Source organism: Pseudomonas sp. MF09150 (assembly GCF_059862355.1).
Map to the genome: position 1 here is coordinate 440,245 of NZ_JCBCUS010000006.1, position 18,227 is coordinate 458,471.

The 18,227-nt window shown below is 65.5% G+C and carries 15 protein-coding genes; 12 read left to right on the forward strand and 3 right to left on the reverse strand.

Annotation, left to right across the window (positions count from 1 at the left end):
• Positions 1–85: 85 nt before the first annotated feature.
• Complete coding sequence (locus AC19YX_RS23280; protein ID WP_500607136.1) at positions 86–2,086, forward strand: peptidase U32 family protein; 2,001 nt, start codon at positions 86–88, stop codon at positions 2,084–2,086.
• A gap of 102 nt (positions 2,087–2,188) precedes the next feature.
• Here AC19YX_RS23280 and AC19YX_RS23285 read toward each other — a convergent pair whose 3' ends face one another.
• Both AC19YX_RS23285 and AC19YX_RS23290 read right to left on the reverse strand, forming a co-directional pair.
• Positions 2,189–3,220, reverse strand: a complete 1,032-nt coding sequence (locus AC19YX_RS23285) for a zinc-dependent alcohol dehydrogenase (protein ID WP_078469042.1) — start codon at positions 3,218–3,220, stop codon at positions 2,189–2,191.
• 67 nt (positions 3,221–3,287) lie between these two features.
• Positions 3,288–4,319: an ABC transporter substrate-binding protein gene (locus AC19YX_RS23290; RefSeq protein ID WP_421546593.1), complete on the reverse strand. Its 1,032-nt coding sequence runs from the start codon at positions 4,317–4,319 to the stop codon at positions 3,288–3,290.
• A gap of 323 nt (positions 4,320–4,642) precedes the next feature.
• Between AC19YX_RS23290 and AC19YX_RS23295 the strand changes: the two genes are divergently transcribed.
• From AC19YX_RS23295 to AC19YX_RS23345, 11 genes are all read left to right on the forward strand, one after another.
• A complete protein-coding gene (locus tag AC19YX_RS23295) occupies positions 4,643–5,980 on the forward strand; it encodes an NAD(P)/FAD-dependent oxidoreductase (protein WP_500607137.1) in 1,338 nt (445 codons plus the stop codon).
• Positions 5,981–6,009: 29 nt separating this feature from the next.
• A complete protein-coding gene (locus tag AC19YX_RS23300; protein WP_500607177.1) occupies positions 6,010–7,440 on the forward strand; it encodes a gamma-aminobutyraldehyde dehydrogenase in 1,431 nt (476 codons plus the stop codon).
• A 118-nt stretch (positions 7,441–7,558) separates the two neighbouring features.
• Entirely contained in the window at positions 7,559–8,590 is a 1,032-nt protein-coding gene (locus AC19YX_RS23305) for an ABC transporter substrate-binding protein (protein ID WP_500607138.1), read from the forward strand.
• 99 nt (positions 8,591–8,689) lie between these two features.
• Positions 8,690–9,772 (forward strand): ABC transporter ATP-binding protein, encoded by a 1,083-nt coding sequence (locus AC19YX_RS23310; RefSeq protein WP_020299017.1) that lies wholly within the window; start codon positions 8,690–8,692, stop codon positions 9,770–9,772.
• Complete coding sequence (locus tag AC19YX_RS23315; RefSeq protein WP_078469048.1) at positions 9,769–10,656, forward strand: ABC transporter permease; 888 nt, start codon at positions 9,769–9,771, stop codon at positions 10,654–10,656. Before AC19YX_RS23310 ends, AC19YX_RS23315 begins: the two co-directional genes overlap by 4 nt.
• Before the next feature lie 4 nt (positions 10,657–10,660).
• Positions 10,661–11,479, forward strand: coding sequence for an ABC transporter permease (locus AC19YX_RS23320; protein ID WP_020299019.1), 819 nt, complete (start codon positions 10,661–10,663; stop codon positions 11,477–11,479).
• Positions 11,476–12,954 carry a 2Fe-2S iron-sulfur cluster-binding protein gene (locus tag AC19YX_RS23325; RefSeq protein ID WP_500607139.1) on the forward strand — a complete coding sequence of 493 codons (1,479 nt, stop codon included), beginning with the start codon at positions 11,476–11,478 and terminating at the stop codon, positions 12,952–12,954. The genes AC19YX_RS23320 and AC19YX_RS23325 overlap by 4 nt, the downstream gene beginning before the upstream one ends.
• Positions 12,951–14,120 carry an NAD(P)/FAD-dependent oxidoreductase gene (locus AC19YX_RS23330; RefSeq protein ID WP_500607140.1) on the forward strand — a complete coding sequence of 390 codons (1,170 nt, stop codon included), beginning with the start codon at positions 12,951–12,953 and terminating at the stop codon, positions 14,118–14,120. Before AC19YX_RS23325 ends, AC19YX_RS23330 begins: the two co-directional genes overlap by 4 nt.
• Positions 14,121–14,208: 88 nt before the next feature.
• Positions 14,209–15,003 carry an IclR family transcriptional regulator gene (locus AC19YX_RS23335; RefSeq protein ID WP_078469051.1) on the forward strand — a complete coding sequence of 265 codons (795 nt, stop codon included), beginning with the start codon at positions 14,209–14,211 and terminating at the stop codon, positions 15,001–15,003.
• 151 nt (positions 15,004–15,154) lie between these two features.
• Positions 15,155–15,514, forward strand: a complete 360-nt coding sequence (locus AC19YX_RS23340; RefSeq protein WP_078469052.1) for a RidA family protein — start codon at positions 15,155–15,157, stop codon at positions 15,512–15,514.
• Between the two features lie 45 nt (positions 15,515–15,559).
• Positions 15,560–17,050 (forward strand): CoA-acylating methylmalonate-semialdehyde dehydrogenase, encoded by a 1,491-nt coding sequence (locus AC19YX_RS23345; RefSeq protein WP_078469053.1) that lies wholly within the window; start codon positions 15,560–15,562, stop codon positions 17,048–17,050.
• 54 nt (positions 17,051–17,104) lie between these two features.
• On the opposite strand, the gene AC19YX_RS23350 is transcribed toward AC19YX_RS23345, so the two are convergent.
• On the reverse strand, positions 17,105–17,893 hold the full coding sequence (locus AC19YX_RS23350) for an IclR family transcriptional regulator (protein ID WP_020299389.1): 789 nt from the start codon (positions 17,891–17,893) through the stop codon (positions 17,105–17,107).
• Positions 17,894–18,227: the final 334 nt, after the last annotated feature.

The window sequence follows — 18,227 nt, forward strand, 5'->3', positions numbered from 1 at the left end:
GCCACCTGGCAGCACACGGGTGCCGGTCGCGCATTTGGCCGCTACAATGCACGCCTCGACCGTGACCAGCCTGACTAAAAAAATTATGTCCCTGCCTAAACATCACCTGGAATTGCTCAGCCCCGCCCGTGACGTGGCTATTGCTCGCGAGGCCATCCTGCATGGCGCCGACGCCGTGTACATCGGTGGCCCCAGCTTCGGCGCACGGCACAACGCCTGCAACGAAGTGAGCGATATCGCCCAGTTGGTGGAGTTCGCCCGGCGCTACCATGCCCGGGTGTTCACCACCATCAACACCATCCTCCACGACAACGAGCTGGAGCCGGCGCGCAAGCTGATCCACCAACTGTACGATGCCGGCGTCGATGCGCTGATCGTCCAGGACCTGGGGGTGATGGAGCTGGACATTCCGCCGATCGAGCTGCACGCCAGCACCCAGACCGATATCCGCACCCTGGCCCGGGCCAAGTTCCTCGACCAGGCCGGCTTCTCGCAACTGGTGCTGGCCCGCGAACTGAACCTGCAAGAGATCCGCGCCATCGCCGACGAGACCGACGCGGCCATCGAGTTCTTCATTCACGGTGCTTTGTGCGTGGCCTTTTCCGGGCAGTGCAACATCTCCCACGCGCAGAACGGCCGCAGCGCCAACCGTGGCGACTGCTCCCAGGCCTGCCGCCTGCCGTACACCCTCAAGGATGAGCAGGGCGGGGTCATCGCCTACGAGAAACACCTGCTGTCGATGAAGGACAACAACCAGAGCGCCAACATCCGCGCCCTTGTGGAGGCCGGCGTGCGTTCGTTCAAGATCGAAGGCCGCTACAAGGACATGGGCTACGTGAAGAACATCACCGCCTATTACCGGCAGCGCCTGGACGCCGTGCTCGAAGACCGCCCGGACCTGGCCCGGGCCTCCAGCGGGCGCACCGCGCACTTCTTCGTGCCCGACCCGGACAAGACCTTCCACCGTGGCAGCACCGACTACTTCGTCAGCGAGCGCAAGATCGACATCGGCGCCTTCGACTCGCCGACCTTCACCGGCCTGCTGGTGGGCGTGGTGGAAAAAGTCGGCAAGCGTGACTTGCAGGTGGTGACCCGCGAGCCACTGTCCAACGGCGACGGCCTCAATGTGCAGGTCAAGCGTGAGGTGGTGGGCTTTCGCGCCAACATCGCCGAGGCCAAGGGCGAATTCGAGGAAGACGGCGAGAAACGCTACCGCTATCGCGTCGAACCCAATGAGATGCCCGAAGGCCTGCACCGCCTGCGGCCCTTGCATCCCCTGAGCCGCAACCTGGACCACAACTGGCAGCAGGCGTTGGTCAAGACCTCCGCCGAGCGTCGGGTAGGCCTGGCCTGGACGGTGCAGTTGCGCGAAGAGCGCCTGGAGCTGAGCGCCACCAGCGAGGAGGGTGTCAGCGCCAGCGTGGTGCTGGATGGCCCGTTCGGCGTGGCCAACAAGCCGGAGCAGGCCCTGGAACAACTGCAGGACCTGCTGGGCCAACTGGGCACCACCCAATATCACGCCACCGGGATCAAGCTGGATGCGCCTCAGGCGTTCTTCATTCCCAACTCCCAGCTCAAGGCCCAGCGCCGGGAAGTCATCGAAGCCCTGACCGCCGCGCGGATCGAGGCTCACCCACGGGGTAGCCGCAAAGCCGAGACCAGCCCGCCACCGGTGTACCCGGAAGCGCATCTGTCGTTCCTGGCCAACGTCTACAACCAGAAGGCCCGCGACTTCTACCACCGTCACGGGGTGAAGTTGATCGATGCCGCCTTCGAGGCCCACCAGGAAACTGGCGAAGTGCCGGTGATGATCACCAAGCACTGCCTGCGTTTCTCCTTCAACCTGTGCCCGAAACAGGCCAAGGGTGTGACCGGGGTGCGGACCAAGGTCGCGCCGATGCAATTGGTGCACGGCGATGAAGTGCTGACCCTGAAGTTCGATTGCAAGCCGTGCGAAATGCACGTGATCGGCAAGATCAAGGGCCACATCCTCGGCCTGCCGTTGCCGGGCAGCGTCAACGAGCAAGTGGTCGGCCATATCAGCCCCCAGGATCTGCTCAAGACCATCCCCCGCGCACCGCACTGAGTGCCTGCCGGGCGCGCCGCAATGGCGCGCCCGGCGGCCGAAAAAAACGCCGTTTGCTCACTCGGGGCAAACGGCGTTTTGCGTTGGGGGGAGGGGGGATGCTCAGGCGATTTTCAGCACCGTGCGCCCCACCAGTTGCCCTTTGCGCATGCGCTCGAATATCTGGTTGATTGCTTCCAGCGGCTCGGTGACGATCTGCGCCGTGACCTGGCCCCGGGCGGCGAAGGCCACCGCTTCGTTGAGGTCCTGGCGGGTACCGATGTTGGAGCCGGTGATGGTCAGTTCCCAGCCGCTGATGGCCGAGATCGAGGCGCGCACGGTGTCGGCGTCGCCGCCGGGCAAGCCGATGAAGACGGCGGTGCCGCCCGGGCGCAGCATGCCCACGGCCTGTTCGAAGGCGGCGTTGGCCACTGCCGTGACCAGGGCCGCGTGGACCCCGCCGAGTTGCTCCTTGATCGCCTGCACTGGCTCTTCCCGGGCGTTGATCAGGCGGTCGGCGCCCAGGCTGCGGGCCAGCTCCAGTTTGTCGGCCGAGACGTCCACCGCCACCACGCGAAAGCCCATGGCCTTGGCGTATTGCACTGCCACGTGCCCCAGGCCGCCAATGCCGAGCACCGCCACCCATTGCCCGGGACGGGCTCTGGAGCGCATCAGCCCGCGATACGTGGTGACCCCGGCGCACAGAATCGGCGCCATGGCATACAGGTCCACGCCGTCAGGAATCCGCGCGACAAACGCCGCTGGCGCCAGCATGTATTCGGCGTAGCCGCCGGGTTGGCTGTAGCCGGTGGATTCGCGGTGGGCGCAGATGGTTTCCATGCCCGCCAGGCAGTACTCGCAGGTGCCGCAGGCGCTGTACATCCACGGTACGCCCACCGCTTCGCCAATCGCCGGTTGCTGCACGCCCTCGCCCTGAGCCACCACGTGCCCGGTGATCTCGTGGCCGGGTATCAACGGCAGCAGGGGCAGCTCAGACCAGTCGCCGTCGATGGCGTGCAGGTCGCTGTGGCACACGCCGCAGGCGACCACCTTGATCAGCACTTCACCGCGCCCGGGTACTGGAATCGGCACCTGCTCGATGCTCAACGCTTCGCCGACACGGTGCAGTACGGCAGCCTTCATGGTGTTGCTCATGGTGTTCCCCTGTGTTTCAAGGGCAGCCCGCCTGGGCTGCCGGATCGTTCGAGAGTGGAGGGCGGGCTTACTGGGCGACGAACAGGGCAAAACGCTTCTGCATGGCGTCCTGGTTATCGACCCACCAGTCGGGGTTGACCATCACCACGCGCGAGGCGTTCTGCGGCGAGGTCGGCAGGCGCTTGGACAGCTCTTCGCTGATCAGCCCCGTCTGGTAGGCATGGCTGTTGACCGGCGCGTAAGGAATAAAGGTCGCGAGCATGGCCTGGCTTTTCGCGCTCATGATCTGGTTGATCACCTGCATCGCCAGTGCCTTGTTCGGCGCGCCCTTGGGCACGATCAGGCAGTCGTGGCTGAGCAAGGCGCCGTCGAAGCTATAGTCGACATTGGCGTCGTCATGCTTGACGTCGTTGACCCGGCCATTCCAGATCGCCAGGAAATCCACCTCGCGGCTGCGCAGCAATTGCGCGGAATCGGCGCCCGCGCTCCACCAGTTGGCGACTTGCGGCTTGATCCGCTCCAGGGCGCGGAACGCTCGCTCCACATCCAGCGGGTAGAGCTTGTCCGGGGCCACGCCATCGCCCAGCAGTGCGGCTTCCATGGTCAGCCAGGGTTGCCGGTACAGGGCGCGGGCGCCTTTTACCGAAGGGTCGAAGAACTGGTTCCAGGTTTTTGCCACCGGTTTGCCAGTGTCATTGGCCCAGGCCACCACCGTGGCGTAGGCGTGGGTGCCGATCCAGTTCTGGCCGACCACGTTTTTATCCACGCCATCGGTGCCGATCACGCTGTAGTCCAGGGGTTCGGACAGGCCTTCGCGCTGGGCCTGGGCGCATTCCATGCTGCCCAGTTCGACGATGTCCCACTTAGGTTTGCCCGACAGCACCTGGGCGCGCACCGCGGCCAGGCCATCCATGCTGTCTTCCTTGATGGTGATGCCCAGGGCCTCGGCGGCCGGTTGCAGGTAGGCCTTGCGCTCGGCGTCCTGCAGGGCACCGCCCCAACCGGAGAAGGTCAGGGTGGCGGCGCCGGCGCTCAGGTGCGCGCTCAACAGCAGGCAGCCGGCGATGCAGCGGGGAAGGGAAAGAGGGGACAGTTTCATATCGATTTTCCTATGAGGTGCGTTTCGGGCAGCCGTCAGCCCAGATACAGGGGTGGTTGGCAGGCTGGCACAAGGTGGCGAAACGTAAATTTATTATTGTTCAGGCGTCATCGAGGTCGCTGATTCGCTGTTAAATATCGCATTGCGATAATTAAAAATCGAATAAAGTCAAGTCTTATGGTTATTTGATTGCCTGTCAATGCGATTTTCGAAATCGACAGCGGGGAAAATTGTTAAAAATAATCGTTGACCGATATCGGTATTCGCTTCTAGTCTGTTAAAAACCGATTAGTTGATATCGCACAGCGATAATGCGAGGCCAGATGTACGATCCATTGGTGCATTCCCATCCCGGCACGGGCGAAGCTCACTCCGCTTCCTATTGGGTCGATACCGCCGGCCAGGCGCCGGCGGATGACGGCCCGGTCACCGGGCCGCTGGACGTCGACGTGGCGGTGATCGGCGCCGGCTATACCGGCCTCAGCTGTGCCCTGCACCTGGCCCGGGATCACGGCGCCCAGGTGCTGGTGCTGGAGGCCAACACCACGGCCTGGGGCTGCAGCGGGCGCAATGGCAGTTTTGCGCGGATATCCGGCGGCCGTGTGCCCCTGGCGGAATTGATCGGCCGCTACGGCAAGGACACCGCCCGGGCCTACTTCGGCGAAATGCAGGCGGGCCTGGCCACGGTCAAGCGTCTGATCGCCGAGGGCGGGATCGAGTGCGACGTGCAGCCCGACGGGGTGTACAAAGTGGCGACCAAGGCCGCCCACACCGAAAGCCTCAAGCGCGAGGCCGGGCTGTACAACGAGGTGCTGGGTTACCCCGCGCATTTTGTCGGGGCCGAGCAATTGCAGGGCGCCCATGCCGGGGCCGAATCCTTTGGTGCGCTGCGCATGCCCGACGGCTTTGCCATGCACCCGTTGAAACTGGCCTGGGGCGTGCAACGCATGGCCCGCGCCGCCGGGGCCAGGGTTCACGTGGCGTCGCCGGTGACCGGCTGGAGCAGTGACGCCAAGGGCCACCTGCTGGTGACCCCGGGCGGTGTGGTGCGGGCCCGCAAAGTAGTGGTGGCCACCAACGGCTACACCTCGTCGGACCTGCATCCGCAACTGGCCGGCCGGGTACTGCCGGTGCATTCGCAGATCATCGTCACCGCGCCGTTATCCGCCGAGCAGGTGCGCAACAGTCTGCCGTCCACTGACTGCATGTTCGATACGCGCAACCTGTTGTTCTACTACCGCCGCCTGCCGGACAACCGCCTGCTGTTTGGCGGGCGCAGCGCCGTGACCGGGCGCGAGGCCGAGAACCCGGTGCACCGTCAGTTCCTCCTCGACTCCCTGCGGCGCAAGTTCCCGGTGCTCGGCCAGGTGCCAGTGGACTACGGCTGGGGCGGCTGGGTCGCGGTGAGCCAGAACTCGCTGCCCTACATCTATCAGGTGCCGGACCTGGACCAAGTGTTCAGCGCCGGTGGTTATGCCGGTAGCGGCGTGTCGTTTTCGCTGCACGCCGGCCAGCGCCTGGCGGACATGGTGATGGGCACTGGCCTGCCGAGTGCCGCGAGTTTCCTGCACCAGGTGCCACAACGCTTTCCCTTCCAGCCGTTCCTGCGCCTGGGCCAACGCCTGGCCTACAGCTGGTATCGCTTTCAAGACGCCCGCTGAGGCGGGTCATTTTTCTGGAGCTTGTCATGATCTACCGTGAGTTTTTGATTGATGGTCAGTTGGTCCCGGGCCTGGGTGCCGAAGAGCGGGTAATCGCCCCGGCCGATGAGCGCCAACTGGCCGTCATTGCCGAAGCCACTCCGGCACAGCTGGACCAGGCCGTGGACGCCGCCGAACGGGCCTTTCCGGCCTGGGCCGCGACCCCGCCGCGCCAGCGTGCCGCGCTGCTGCTCAAGCTGGCCGATGCCATCGAGCGCCACGCCGAGGCCCTGGGCACCCTGGAAAGCCAGAACTGCGGCAAGCCGTTGCAAAAAGCCATAGGCCATGAAATGCCGGCGGTGGCCGATGTGTTCCGTTTCTTTGCCGGGGCCAGCCGCTGCCTGTCGGGCAGTGCCGCCGGGGAGTATGTGGCGGGGCGCACCAGCATGATCCGTCGCGATCCGTTGGGGGTGGTCGGGCTGATCGCACCCTGGAACTACCCGCTGCTGATGGCCGCCTGGAAACTCGCGCCGGCCCTGGCCGCCGGCAATACCCTGGTGTTCAAGCCATCGGAACTGACGCCCCTGAGTGCCCTGTACCTGGCCCGGTTGTGCGCCGAGATCTTCCCGCGCGGGGTGGTCAATATCCTTTCCGGGCGCGGCGCCAGCCTGGGCGAGCAGCTGTCGAGCCACCCGAAGATCCGCATGGTCTCGGTCACCGGCGATATCGCCACCGGGCAGGCGGTGGTGCGGGCGGCGGCGAGCAACTTGAAACGCACCCACCTGGAACTGGGGGGCAAGGCGCCGGTGCTGGTGTTTGCCGATGCCGACATCGACGCTGCGGTGAACATGTTGCGCACCGGCGGCTATTACAACGCCGGCCAGGACTGCACGGCTGCCTGCCGGGTGTATGTGGCCGATGCAATCCATGACCGCTTTGTCGAAGCCCTGAGCGCGAACATTGCCACGCTCAAGACCGGTGCCCCCACCGACCCGAGCAGCGATTTCGGGCCCTTGATCAGCCGCCGCCAGCAACAGCGGGTAGCCGGCTTCGTCGAGCGTGCCCGTGGCCTGGCCCATGCCGAAGTGCTGGTGGGCGGCGCGGTGGTGGATGGCCCCGGATTCTTCTACGCCCCCACCCTGATTGCCGGAGTGCGCCACGAAGATGAAATCGTGCAGAAGGAAGTCTTCGGCCCGGTGGTCAGCGTCACCCGCTTCGACGACGAACAGCAAGTCATGGCCTGGGCCAATCAGAGCGAGTACGGTCTCTCGGCCTCGGTCTGGACCCGCGACGTGAAGCGTGCGCTGCGCACCTCCAGCCAATTGCAGTACGGTTGCGTGTGGGTCAACGATCACATGACCCTGGCCACGGAAATGCCCCACGGCGGCCAGCGCCAATCCGGCTACGGCAAGGACCTCAGCGTCTATGGCCTGGAGGACTACACCTGCGTGCGGCATGTGATGCTGAATTTCAACGATTGAGTACCCGCGACACCGGCGATACCCAGAATAAAAATCAGGATCGAGTTCGATTGGAGGGCAGGACGCCCGCGTTTCAGCTGTTGCCTGTCCTTTGACAACGACCCAGGGAATACACCCAATGCAGATCACCGCCAGCACCAGAACCATCAGCGCCTTGACCCTTTCACTGCTGTGCATCGGCGCCGCCCAGGCCGCCCCGAGCATCACCTTCGCGGGCTGGGGAGGGGCCCTGCAGGATGCCGAGCGCAAGGCCTACCTGGAACCCGCGGCCAAGGCCCTGGGCGTGACCATCAAGGAGGACAACATGGATGGCCTGGCCGCCGTGCGTGCCCAGGTGCTGTCCGGCAAGCCGCAGTGGGATGTGGTGGAACTGGCCTCCAACGATTGCGTGCTGGCCGAGCGCCAGGGCCTGACCGAACCCCTGGATTTCTCGGTGATCGACACCTCGGGCGTGGCCAAGGGGCTGTACGGCAAGAACTGGATCGCCAGCAATGCCTATTCCACGGTCATGGCCTGGGCCACCGACACCGGCAAGGCGGTGCCCAAGAACTGGAAAGAGTTCTTCGATCCCAATTTCAAGGGCGCGCGCTCGCTGTACCGCCAACCGTTCACCACCCTGGAACTGGCGCTGATGGCCGATGGCGTGGCGCCGAAAAACCTCTACCCGCTGGACGTCGAGCGGGCGTTCAAGGTGCTGGAGAGGATCAAGCCGCAAGTGGTGAACTGGTGGCGCAGCGGCAGCGATTCTGCACAGTTGCTGCGCAGCCGTGAAGTGGACTTCCTGTCGATCTGGGCTTCGCGGGTCAATGAGCTGAAACAGGGCGGCGAAGCGGTCGACTACACCTACGACCAGGCGCTGCTGGACTACGATTGCGTGGTGGTGCCCAAGGGCGCGCCAAACAAGGAACTGGCGATGAAGCTGATCGGCCAGATCATGTCCGCAGAGAGCCAGGCACGGCTGGTGATGCTGATCCCCAACCCGCCGATCAACAGCAAGGCCTACGACACCGGGATCATTCCTGCGCAGATGGCGGCCACGCTGCCCACCGCGCCGGCCAACATCGACAAGGTGGCGATGTTCGACCCGGTCTGGTGGGTGGACAACCAGGCCGAGCTGCAACGCCGCTTCGACCTGTTTATCCAGAACTGATTCATGCTCGACTCCCCGCTGGCCCAGGCCGCCGGGGAGGTTGCGGGCCGCGTGGTTGGCGGCCCTGAAGTTGAGCCTTTACCTTGCGCTGAGTTGACTATGTCCCAAGAAAAAAGCCAGTCGATCGCCATCGACATCGAGCGATTGACCAAGACCTACGGTGCCTTTGCCGCCCTGGACGATGTGTCGTTGAACATCCGCAGTGGCGAGTTCATCTCCCTGCTGGGTTCGTCCGGTTCGGGCAAGACCACCTTGCTCATGGCCCTGGCCGGGTTCGTCCAGCCCGACAGCGGCAGCATTCGCTTCGGTGGCCGCGAGATGGTCTTCGAACCGCCGCACAAGCGCGACGTGGGGATGATGTTCCAGAACTACGCGCTGTTTCCCCATATGAACGTGTTCCAGAACGTGGCCTATCCGCTCAAGCTGCGAGGCTACAAGCGCGAGGACATCCGCCGTCGGGTGCACGAAGCCCTGGCCACGGTGGAACTCGATCACCTGGTGGAGCGGCGCATCGATGAAATGTCGGGTGGCCAGCGCCAGCGCATCGCCCTGGCGCGGGCGATTGTCTTTGAACCGAAGATCCTGCTGATGGACGAACCGCTGTCGGCCCTGGACAAGCGCCTGCGGGAAACCATGCAACTGGAGATCCGCCGTCTGCACGAGCGCCTGGGCATGACCGTGGTCTATGTGACCCACGACCAGCGCGAAGCCCTGACCCTGTCCGATCGCATCGCGGTGATGACCAAGGGCCGCATCCAGCAGATCGACACCCCGCAAAACCTCTACGAGCGCCCGGCCAACCGCTTTATCGCCGAGTTTGTCGGCGAGTCCTCATGCCTGCCGGTGCAGGTCCGCGATGGCGCGGTGTGGCTCGGCGAATCGCAGTTGCAATGCACGCCGCCCGCAGGCCCGCTGCTTAACCCGAACCTGGTGGTGCGCCCGGAAAAACTGCAATTTATCGGCGCCGACACGCCAGGTTTCAACGGCTTGCAAGGCCAGGTCCGCGATGTGATCTACCAGGGCGACAGCCAACTGATCCAGATCACCCTGGAGCAGGGCGCCGAAGTCTCGATCCGCCGCCCGACCCGCAGCTCCGAGGTCGAGCGCTTGCCGCAGCGTGGTGAACAGGTACGCCTGGGCCTGCACCCGATGGACACCCTGGTGGTGGGGGACGCGCCATGAACCTGGCCCTCAACCCTGGCGAGGCCCCCCATCGCCAGCAATTGCAACGCGCCGGGCGCCGCCATGGCTGGTGGCTGCTGAGCCCGGGGCTGCCGGCCTTGCTGTTGGTGCTGGTGACCTTTGTGCTGCCGATCGGCTGGCTGTTTGGCCTGTCGCTGTTCGACGCCGAGGGTCAGTGGACCACCGAGAACTACAGCCGCCTGCTGCAGCCGATCTACACCCTGGCCTTCAGCCAGACATTCAGCGTGAGTTTTATCGTCACCGCGATCTGCGTGGTGATCGGCTACCCCTACGCCTATTGCATGGTCCACGGCCCGCGCCTGCTGGCCAACCTGGCCATGGCCTTGCTCCTGGTGTCGCTGTGGACCTCCTTGCTGGTGCGCACCTACGCCTGGCTGGTGATCCTGCAACGCCGTGGCCTGGTCAACGAAATGCTGCTCGGCCTGGGCCTGGTGGACACGCCCCTGGCCCTGGTGCACAACCTCACCGGCACGGTGATCGGCATGACCCACATCATGCTGCCGTACATGATCCTGCCGCTGTATGCGGCGATGAAGAGCATCAACCCGATCTACCAGCAGGCCGCCGCCACCTTCGGCGCTTCGCCGGCGCGGGCCTTTCGTGATGTGTTCCTGCCGTTGTCGCTGCCGGGGCTGACCGCTGGCGCGACCCTGGTGTTCGTCCTCAGCCTGGGCTTCTACGTGACCCCGGCACTGCTCGGCGGCGGCAAGGTGCAGATGCTGTCGATGCGCATCGAAAGCGACGTATCGATGTACGCCAACTGGGGCGCGGCCTCGTCCCTGGGGGTGATTCTGTTGTTGGCGACCCTGGCCCTGATGTACCTGGTCAAGAAGGTCGCCGGCCTTCGTCAGCGGAGTGAGTGAAGCCATGTCCCGTCTATCCCGAAACCTGGTCCGCGAGGCCAAGCGCAGCTGGCTCTACCTGTTCATGCTGCTGGCGATGGTGTTTTTGATTGCGCCGACCTTGATCGTGCTGCCGATGTCGCTGTCGGATGCGCGCTACCTGAGCTTCCCGCCCAAGTCCCTGGGCTGGCAGTCGTACCTCAATTACTTCGGCTCCCTTGAGTGGCAGAGTGCGACGCGTATCTCGCTGTTCACCGCGACCCTGACCATGCTCATCGCCACCAGCCTCGGCACGGCGGCGGCCTATGCCCTGCATGTCAGTGGCAAGCGCTTCACCGCGCTGCTGCGCGGGCTGATGCTGGCACCGATGATCGTGCCGGTGATCTTCACCGCCATCGGCCTGTTCTTCGTCTATGCGCGGCTGGAGCTGAACAACACCCTGTTCGGCCTGGTGCTGGCCCATACCCTGGTGGCCTTGCCCTACGTGATCATCAACGTCGAGGCCGGGCTGCGTTCCTATGACATGACCCAGGAACACGCGGCGTGCATCCTCGGCGCCACCAGGCTGCGGGCGTTCTTTGACGTGACCCTGCCGCAGATCCGTTTTTCGGTGATCGGCGCGGCGATGTTCGCCTTTGCCGTGTCCCTGGATGAGGCGGTGATTTCGCTGTTTATCAGCGGCGGCGACACCTCGACCCTGACCCGCAAGATGTTCAGTTCGCTGCGTTCGGAAATCGACCCGGTGATCGCGGTGGTGGCGACGCTGATGACCCTGCTCTCGATCATCATGCTGGCCATCAGCCTCACGGCCCAGAGCCGGGCCAAGAAGAGGGCGCAGCCATGAGCCGGCCGTGTCCGCGCCTGGCCCACGGTGCGCAGCAGGCGGTGGAGTTTTTCTGGAATGGCCACGCCCTGCAGGGCCGGCCGGGTGAGCACCTGGCCGCGGCCTTGCTGGCCAACGGCGTTCGCACCCTGGCCTGGACCCGCAAGTCGCACCGGCCCATGGGCCTGTCGGGCAGTTACGTGAATGGCGTGCTGGCGCGGGTCGATGGCGTGCCCAATGTGCGCCTGGATCAGGTCCGGGTGCGCGCCGGGCTGCGGGCCGAGATGCAGAATTGCTGGCCCAGCGCCGGTTTCGACCTGTTGCGCCTGGCGCGCTGGATCCCGTCGGGCTGGATCCAGGGCGGCTTCGAGCACAGCAACCTGATCCCCAGTGGCAACCGGCTGTTTCAGGTGTGGGAAGCCCTGCTCGCGTTCCTGGCCGGCGTAGCCCGGCCGGCAGACCGTGCGCGCCTGGCGGGCCAGACATTGCCCCAGGCGCGGGCCCTGAGCTGCGAGGTGCTGGTGATTGGCGCCGGCCCTGCCGGGTGCGCGGCGGCCAATGCGGCGGCCGAGCAGGGGCGGGATGTGTTGCTGGTGTCCCGTGGCCCTGGTCCTGGGCGCGGGTTGCAGGCGGCCGGGCAGCGGGTGCCCGAGGTGGCGGCGGCGGTGCGCACCCTGTACGGGGTCGAGGTGTTTGGCGCCTATCGCGACGGCGACTTGTTGTTGGCCGCGCCCCAGGACCCGAGTCAGGGTGCCGTGGCCCTGAGTGCCGGCGAGGTGCTGCTGGCCACCGGCAGCCGCAGTTGTCCGCCGTTGGTGCCGGGGGCCTGGCTACCGGGGGTGATGGACGCCCGCTGCGCCCTGGCCCTGGCCCATGAATGCGCAGTGGCACCAGGGCGCGCGGTAGTGGTGGCCGGCACCGGCCAGGAAGCCCAGGTCGCCGAACGCCTGCGTCAGCTCGGGGTGACGGTGGTGGCGGTCAAGAGCCTGGAGGGCTTGCGTTGCATCAAGGGCCGGCATGCGGTGGAGAGCGTCATGTTCGACCAGCCGATTGTCTGTGATGCCTTCGTGCACGTCGGCCCCTGGTTGCAGGAGGCCAGCCTGGAATTTCAGAGCGCGGCCCACGGCCTGGGCCAGTTGCGCAGCGGCAACAGTCGCTTCCAGCGCATCGGCCGCGCGGCGCGGGCCGACCAGGTATTGCCGGTCAGTGATCTTGAGCCGCTGCTGCTGTGCCCCTGCATGGACGTGTCAGGCAAGGAGGTCGCGGCGCTGATCGATGAGGGCATCGTCGACCTGGAAGTGATCAAGCGCCTGACCTCCTGCGGCATGGGCCCGTGCCAGGGACAGCCGTGCTGGGATGCCTTGCGCGCCTTTGTCAGCGCCCGCAGCGGTCTGCCGTTGCAGGCCCTGGCCCGACCGACCCTGCGCCCACCCAGGCGCAGCCTGACCGTGGCCCAGGCGGCGGGGCTGGTGGATGTGGTGGAGCCTTTGCAATGACGGAATCAAGCAAGCTGCCGCGCCAGGCGTCGGTGGTGATTGTCGGCGGCGGCATCCAGGGCCTGGCCCTGGCGTTCAACCTGGCCGAACTCAAGGTGCGCGACATCCTGGTGCTCGACGCCGGCTACTGGCAGGGCGGGGCTTCCGGGCGCAACGGCACGCTGATCCGCGGTGCCTTCAGTTCGCCGGAATGGACGCGCTTTTTCGCCCACTCCAACCGCCTGTGGCTGGGGCTGTCCAAGCGCCTGGGGCAGAACGTGATGTTCTCCCGCCGCGGCTACACCATGGTCGGCGAGCGCGAGGCCACTGCCCAGTTGCTGCAGCGCACGCTGCAGGTCCACCGTGACTGCGGCATAGACTCGGAAATGCTCAGCCCCGGGCGCTTGCGCAAGGTTCTGCCGGCCCTGGCCCATGAACGGGTCAGCGCCGCGTTGCACCTGCCCGACAGCGGGGTGGCGCCGCATCATGCGGCGATGCATGGCTACCTCAAGGCCTGTCAGGCCCGGGGAGTGGATGTGCGCTATCGCACTGAAGTCAGCGCCATCGACCGTCGCGACGGCCAGGTGGAAGGGGTGTGGGTCGGCCAGCAGCGGATTGCCTGCGACACCCTGGTCCTGGCCGGCGGCGCCCAGAGCAATGCCTTGGCGGACATGGCCGGGGTGCCGCTGGAAGGCTACCCGATGCGCCTGGAGGCCATGGCCCTGGAGCCGACCCGGGCCCTGATCGGCCCGGCGGTGGCCTTGCTCGACCGCCTTTGCTACATGCACCAGACCGCCCGTGGCGAAGTGGTGGGCGGCGCCGAAGTGGCCGAGCGCCCGCAAGTCAGCCTCGGCGCCGACGTGCCGGTGATGGCCGCCACGGCCAAGGCCTACGCCGAAATGTTCCCGCAACTGGGGGCGGCGCGGATCCTGCGGCAATGGGCCGGGCTGGTGCATATCTCCAAGGACTTCGGGCCGCTGCTCGGCGCCCACCCGCACCTGGGCGGGCTGCACCTGAGCGCCGGCTGGTGTTATGGACATGCCGGCGCGCCGGCCGCTGGCGAGTTGCTGGCCAGGGCCCTGGTCACCGGGGTGGTGGACGAGCGCATGCAGCCGTTCGCGGTCGACCGTTTTCAACGCAATTGCCCAGTGCTCGAACCGGGAATTGTCCTGAGCCACTTCGAATGAACGCGGGCAGCCAGTATCCTGCACACTGTCCGGCTTTTAGCCGCGCCCCAGACGCGGCAGTCACACTCAATCAAGGATTTGTTGCCTGATGACCACACCTGAAGAATCCCCGCTGTTTGTCACTGCGCTGTCCAAGGGGCTGGCCATTATCGCGATCTTCCGCGCCGGGCAGCCGAGCATGAGCCCGGCGGAAATCGCCGAGGCCACCGGGCTCAACAAGAGCACGGTGCAACGCTCACTGTTCACCCTCGAGGCCCTGGGCTACCTGTGCAAGGAGCCGGATACCAAGCGCTACCGGCTGACACCCATGTCCCTGGACCTGGGCACCGGCTACTTGCAGACCAGCGACCTGATCGAGCGCGCCAACCCGTACCTGCATGAACTCAACCGCGATATCGAAGAGAGCTGCAACCTGCTGGAGCCCTGCGGCCTGGACATGCTCTACGTGGCGCGCTTCCCCAGCCACAAGCAGATCTCGCTGCATATTCCCCTGGGCCGGCGCCTGCCGATGTACTGCACGGCGGCGGGGCGCGCCTACCTGTCGGCGCTGCCGGCGGCGGAGTCCGGTGCGATCCTCGAACAGTCCAACCGCCAGGCCTACACCGCCAACACCGTGACCGACCTCGGGCAACTGCAGGCGGTGATCGAGCAGGCACGCACTGAGGGTTATGCCTACGCCAACGAGGAGTACTACGCCGGTGATATCAGCGTCGCGGCAGCGGTGGTGAATGCCGCCGGCTACCCCCTGGGGTCGGTCAACGTGGCGGTGCCGTTCAGCCGCTGGAACCTCGAGGACGCCCGGCGCGAACTGGCACCCAAGGTGATCAATGCCGCCCGCGCCATTTCCAGTGCGGCCCGCAGCCTGCGGCGCATGCCTGGCTGATTGACGGCCGCCCGCCGGGGTGGCCGCTGCCTGAACCTGTGAACTGAACCTGCCCGACGGCGATTGATCGCCGTCACGGGTTTCGTTCGCCCGCGATTTCTTGAAACCGGCCGAATACCTCGGCCGCACCGACCCCTGAAGAGAGGCCAGCATGACCATCAAACGCTACCAGCCCAACGGCAAACGCCTGAGCCACGCCGTGGAATACAACGGCATCGTCTACGTCACCGGCCAGGTCGCCGCCGACCGCAGCCAGGATGTCCAGGGCCAGACCCGCCAGGTATTGGCCCGCATCGACGAACTGCTGGCCGAAGCCGGCAGTGACAAGAGCCGCATCCTGTTCGCCCAGGTCTGGCTCAAGCACGCGGTGCAGGACTTCGCCCAGATGAACGCCGCCTGGGATGCCTGGGTACCGGAAGACGCACTGCCGGCCAGGGCCACCGTGGAATCGAGCCTGGCGGCCGAGAACATCCTGGTCGAGATCGCCGTCCAGGCGGCCCTCAGCCATTAATTTTCCGGGCGCCACGGCGCCCGCTTCAGCGAGGTTGTACCGAGCATGAGCATCGAACATTTGATCAATGGCCAACTCCTGGCCGGGGGCACGCGCCAGGTCGCGGTCTTCAACCCGTCCACCGGCGCCAGCATCGCCCAACTGACCCTGGCCGACAGCGCCACCGTGCAGTTGGCGGTAGAGGCGGCCGTGGCGGCTTTCCCGGGGTGGCGCGACACACCGCCGGCCAAGCGCGCCCAGGTCCTGTTCCGTTTCAAGCAGCTGCTCGAAGAGCATCAGCAAGCCATCGCGCAACTGATCAGCCTGGAGCACGGCAAGACTCTGGAAGACGCCCTGGGCGAGCTCAAGCGCGGCATTGAAAACGTCGAGTACGCCTGTGGCGCCCCGGAGCTGCTCAAGGGCGAATACAGCCGCAACGCCGGGCCGGCCATCGATTGCTGGTCAGATTTCCAGCCCCTGGGTGTGGTGGCCGGGATCACCCCGTTCAACTTCCCGGCCATGGTCCCGTTGTGGATGTACCCCCTGGCCATCGCCTGCGGCAACTGCTTCATCCTCAAGCCTTCGGAGCGCGATCCCAGCTCGACCCTGCTGATCGCCCAGCTGTTGAACCAGGCGGGCCTGCCCAAGGGCGTGCTCAACGTGGTGCACGGCGACAAGGAAGCGGTGGATGCGCTGCTGCAAGCGCCACAGGTCAAGGCCCTGAGCTTTGTCGGCTCGACCCCGGTCGCCGAGTACATCTACGCCGAGGGCACCCGTCGCGGCAAGCGCGTCCAGGCCCTGGGCGGGGCGAAAAACCACGCACTGCTGATGCCCGATGCTGACCTGGGCAGTGCGGTCGGGGCGTTGATGGGCGCGGCCTACGGTTCCTGCGGCGAGCGCTGCATGGCGATCTCGGTGGCGGTGTGCGTCGGCGATCAGGTGGCGGATGCCTTGATCCAGCGCCTGCTGCCACAGATTGCGGCATTGAAAATCGGCCCTGGCACATCCCCAGGGTTGGACATGGGGCCGTTGGTGACGGCTGCGCACCTGGCCAAGGTCAGTGCCTATGTGGACGCCGGGGTCGAGGAGGGTGCCGAGCTGCTGGCTGACGGTCGCGGGCTGCAAGTGCCGGGGCATGAACAGGGCTTTTTTATCGGCGGTTGCCTGTTCGATCGGGTCACGCCGCAGATGAGCATCTACCGCGACGAAATCTTCGGCCCGGTGTTGTGCGTGATGCGGGTGGCGAGCCTGGAGCAGGGCATCGCCCTGATCAATGGGCACGAATACGGCAATGGCACCTGCATCTTCACCCGGGATGGCGAAGCGGCGCGGCTGTTTGCCGATCAGATCGAAGTCGGCATGGTCGGGATCAACGTGGCCTTGCCGGTGCCGGTGGCCTACCACAGCTTTGGCGGCTGGAAACGCTCGCTGTTCGGCGACCTGCATGCCTATGGCCCCGATGGCGTGCGTTTCTACACCCGACGCAAGGCCATTACCCAGCGCTGGCCGAAGGCGGCCACTCAGGAATCCACGCAGTTCGCGTTTCCCAGCCTGTAAGCGTCGAGGCCGATGACCAGGGCAGCGTCCCTGGTCATCGGCCTGGGCCCGGGGTTACACGCCGAGGCTTTCCAGGTCCCGGGCCAGCATCACCAGTTGGTGGGCCAGGGAGTTTTCGAGTTTCTCGCTCGACAGCTGGAAGCTCGGGGCACCGCAGGTCAGGGCCATGATGCTGCCGTCTGCCAGGTGCAGCGGCACGCCGGCGCCATTGACGTTGCGGTCCCACTCGCCCAGGGACAGGCAAAAACCCAGGGACTCGTATTCGCGGAACGAGGCTTCCAGGGATTTTTCCAGGGCCGGCCATTCGTCGCCGGCCTTTTTCGCCACTTCCCCCAACAGATGGTCGCGCTCGTTTTTCGGCGTGGCGGCCAGGTAGGCACGCCCGGCGGCGCTGGTGGCCAGGGGCAGGCGTACGCCGGGCTCCATGCGCAGGCTGGCGACTTCCGGCGGGCGGCTGCTGTCGACGTGAATCATCGACAGCCGATCGCGGCAGGTCAGGCTGACGGTGGTGTTGGTCCGGCGCGAGAACTCATCCATATACGGCTTGCCGAGCTGGCGCACCCGCAGACTGGCGGAGTAGGCGTACCCGAGGGCCAGCACGGCGGAGTCGAGCTGGTACTTCTCCAGGTCCTGGTTGTACTTGAGGTAGCCCAGTTGCGTCAGGGTGTAGGTCAGGCGCGAAACCGTCGGTTTCGGCAGCCCGGTGATGCGTGCGATGTCCTGGTTGCCGCGCACCGCATGGCCATGGGTAAAGGCCCGCAGGACTTCCAGGCCACGGGCCAGGGCCTCGACGAACTTGCGGTCCTTGGGGTCTTTTTCCGGGGAATCGTTCTGGTCGTGCATAGGCGTATCCGATGGGGGCTGGTGCCGGTCCAGTGCCTAAGGTCTGCACGAAAACTACCTGCGCTTCGATCATGCTGCGTTAAAAACACGCTCAGAATGCTCATGTAGGCCTCTACACTCCGCTTCCTCGCCTGTTTTTGCCTTGCCTGATCTTTGCTCGGCAAGTTTTCCTACAGACCCGAGTGACCACACAGCAGGTTCGTGAAATTCAACTGAAAAATGGTAGCGCGGAACCGCTTGAATTGACATCGCCGATTCCCTGTCGAAACCCGGTTTCGCAGGTGCGTGGCAGGCGCGTGTATTGGGCTTGTCTGCACGCGCGCCGCGCAATCGC

Excerpts from the sequence above, each read along its gene's own strand:
- AC19YX_RS23335 (WP_078469051.1), top strand. The coding sequence starts at position 14,209 with ATGACCACACCTGAAGAATCCCCGCTGTTTGTCACTGCGCTGTCCAAG.
- AC19YX_RS23320 (WP_020299019.1), top strand. The coding sequence starts at position 10,661 with ATGTCCCGTCTATCCCGAAACCTGGTCCGCGAGGCCAAGCGCAGCTGG.
- AC19YX_RS23340 (WP_078469052.1), top strand. The coding sequence starts at position 15,155 with ATGACCATCAAACGCTACCAGCCCAACGGCAAACGCCTGAGCCACGCC.
- AC19YX_RS23305 (WP_500607138.1), top strand. The coding sequence starts at position 7,559 with ATGCAGATCACCGCCAGCACCAGAACCATCAGCGCCTTGACCCTTTCA.
- AC19YX_RS23280 (WP_500607136.1), top strand. The coding sequence starts at position 86 with ATGTCCCTGCCTAAACATCACCTGGAATTGCTCAGCCCCGCCCGTGAC.
- AC19YX_RS23315 (WP_078469048.1), top strand. The coding sequence starts at position 9,769 with ATGAACCTGGCCCTCAACCCTGGCGAGGCCCCCCATCGCCAGCAATTG.
- AC19YX_RS23290 (WP_421546593.1), bottom strand. The coding sequence starts at position 4,319 with ATGAAACTGTCCCCTCTTTCCCTTCCCCGCTGCATCGCCGGCTGCCTG.
- AC19YX_RS23325 (WP_500607139.1), top strand. The coding sequence starts at position 11,476 with ATGAGCCGGCCGTGTCCGCGCCTGGCCCACGGTGCGCAGCAGGCGGTG.
- AC19YX_RS23295 (WP_500607137.1), top strand. The coding sequence starts at position 4,643 with ATGTACGATCCATTGGTGCATTCCCATCCCGGCACGGGCGAAGCTCAC.
- AC19YX_RS23285 (WP_078469042.1), bottom strand. The coding sequence starts at position 3,220 with ATGAGCAACACCATGAAGGCTGCCGTACTGCACCGTGTCGGCGAAGCG.
- AC19YX_RS23345 (WP_078469053.1), top strand. The coding sequence starts at position 15,560 with ATGAGCATCGAACATTTGATCAATGGCCAACTCCTGGCCGGGGGCACG.
- AC19YX_RS23310 (WP_020299017.1), top strand. The coding sequence starts at position 8,690 with ATGTCCCAAGAAAAAAGCCAGTCGATCGCCATCGACATCGAGCGATTG.
- AC19YX_RS23350 (WP_020299389.1), bottom strand. The coding sequence starts at position 17,893 with ATGCACGACCAGAACGATTCCCCGGAAAAAGACCCCAAGGACCGCAAG.
- AC19YX_RS23330 (WP_500607140.1), top strand. The coding sequence starts at position 12,951 with ATGACGGAATCAAGCAAGCTGCCGCGCCAGGCGTCGGTGGTGATTGTC.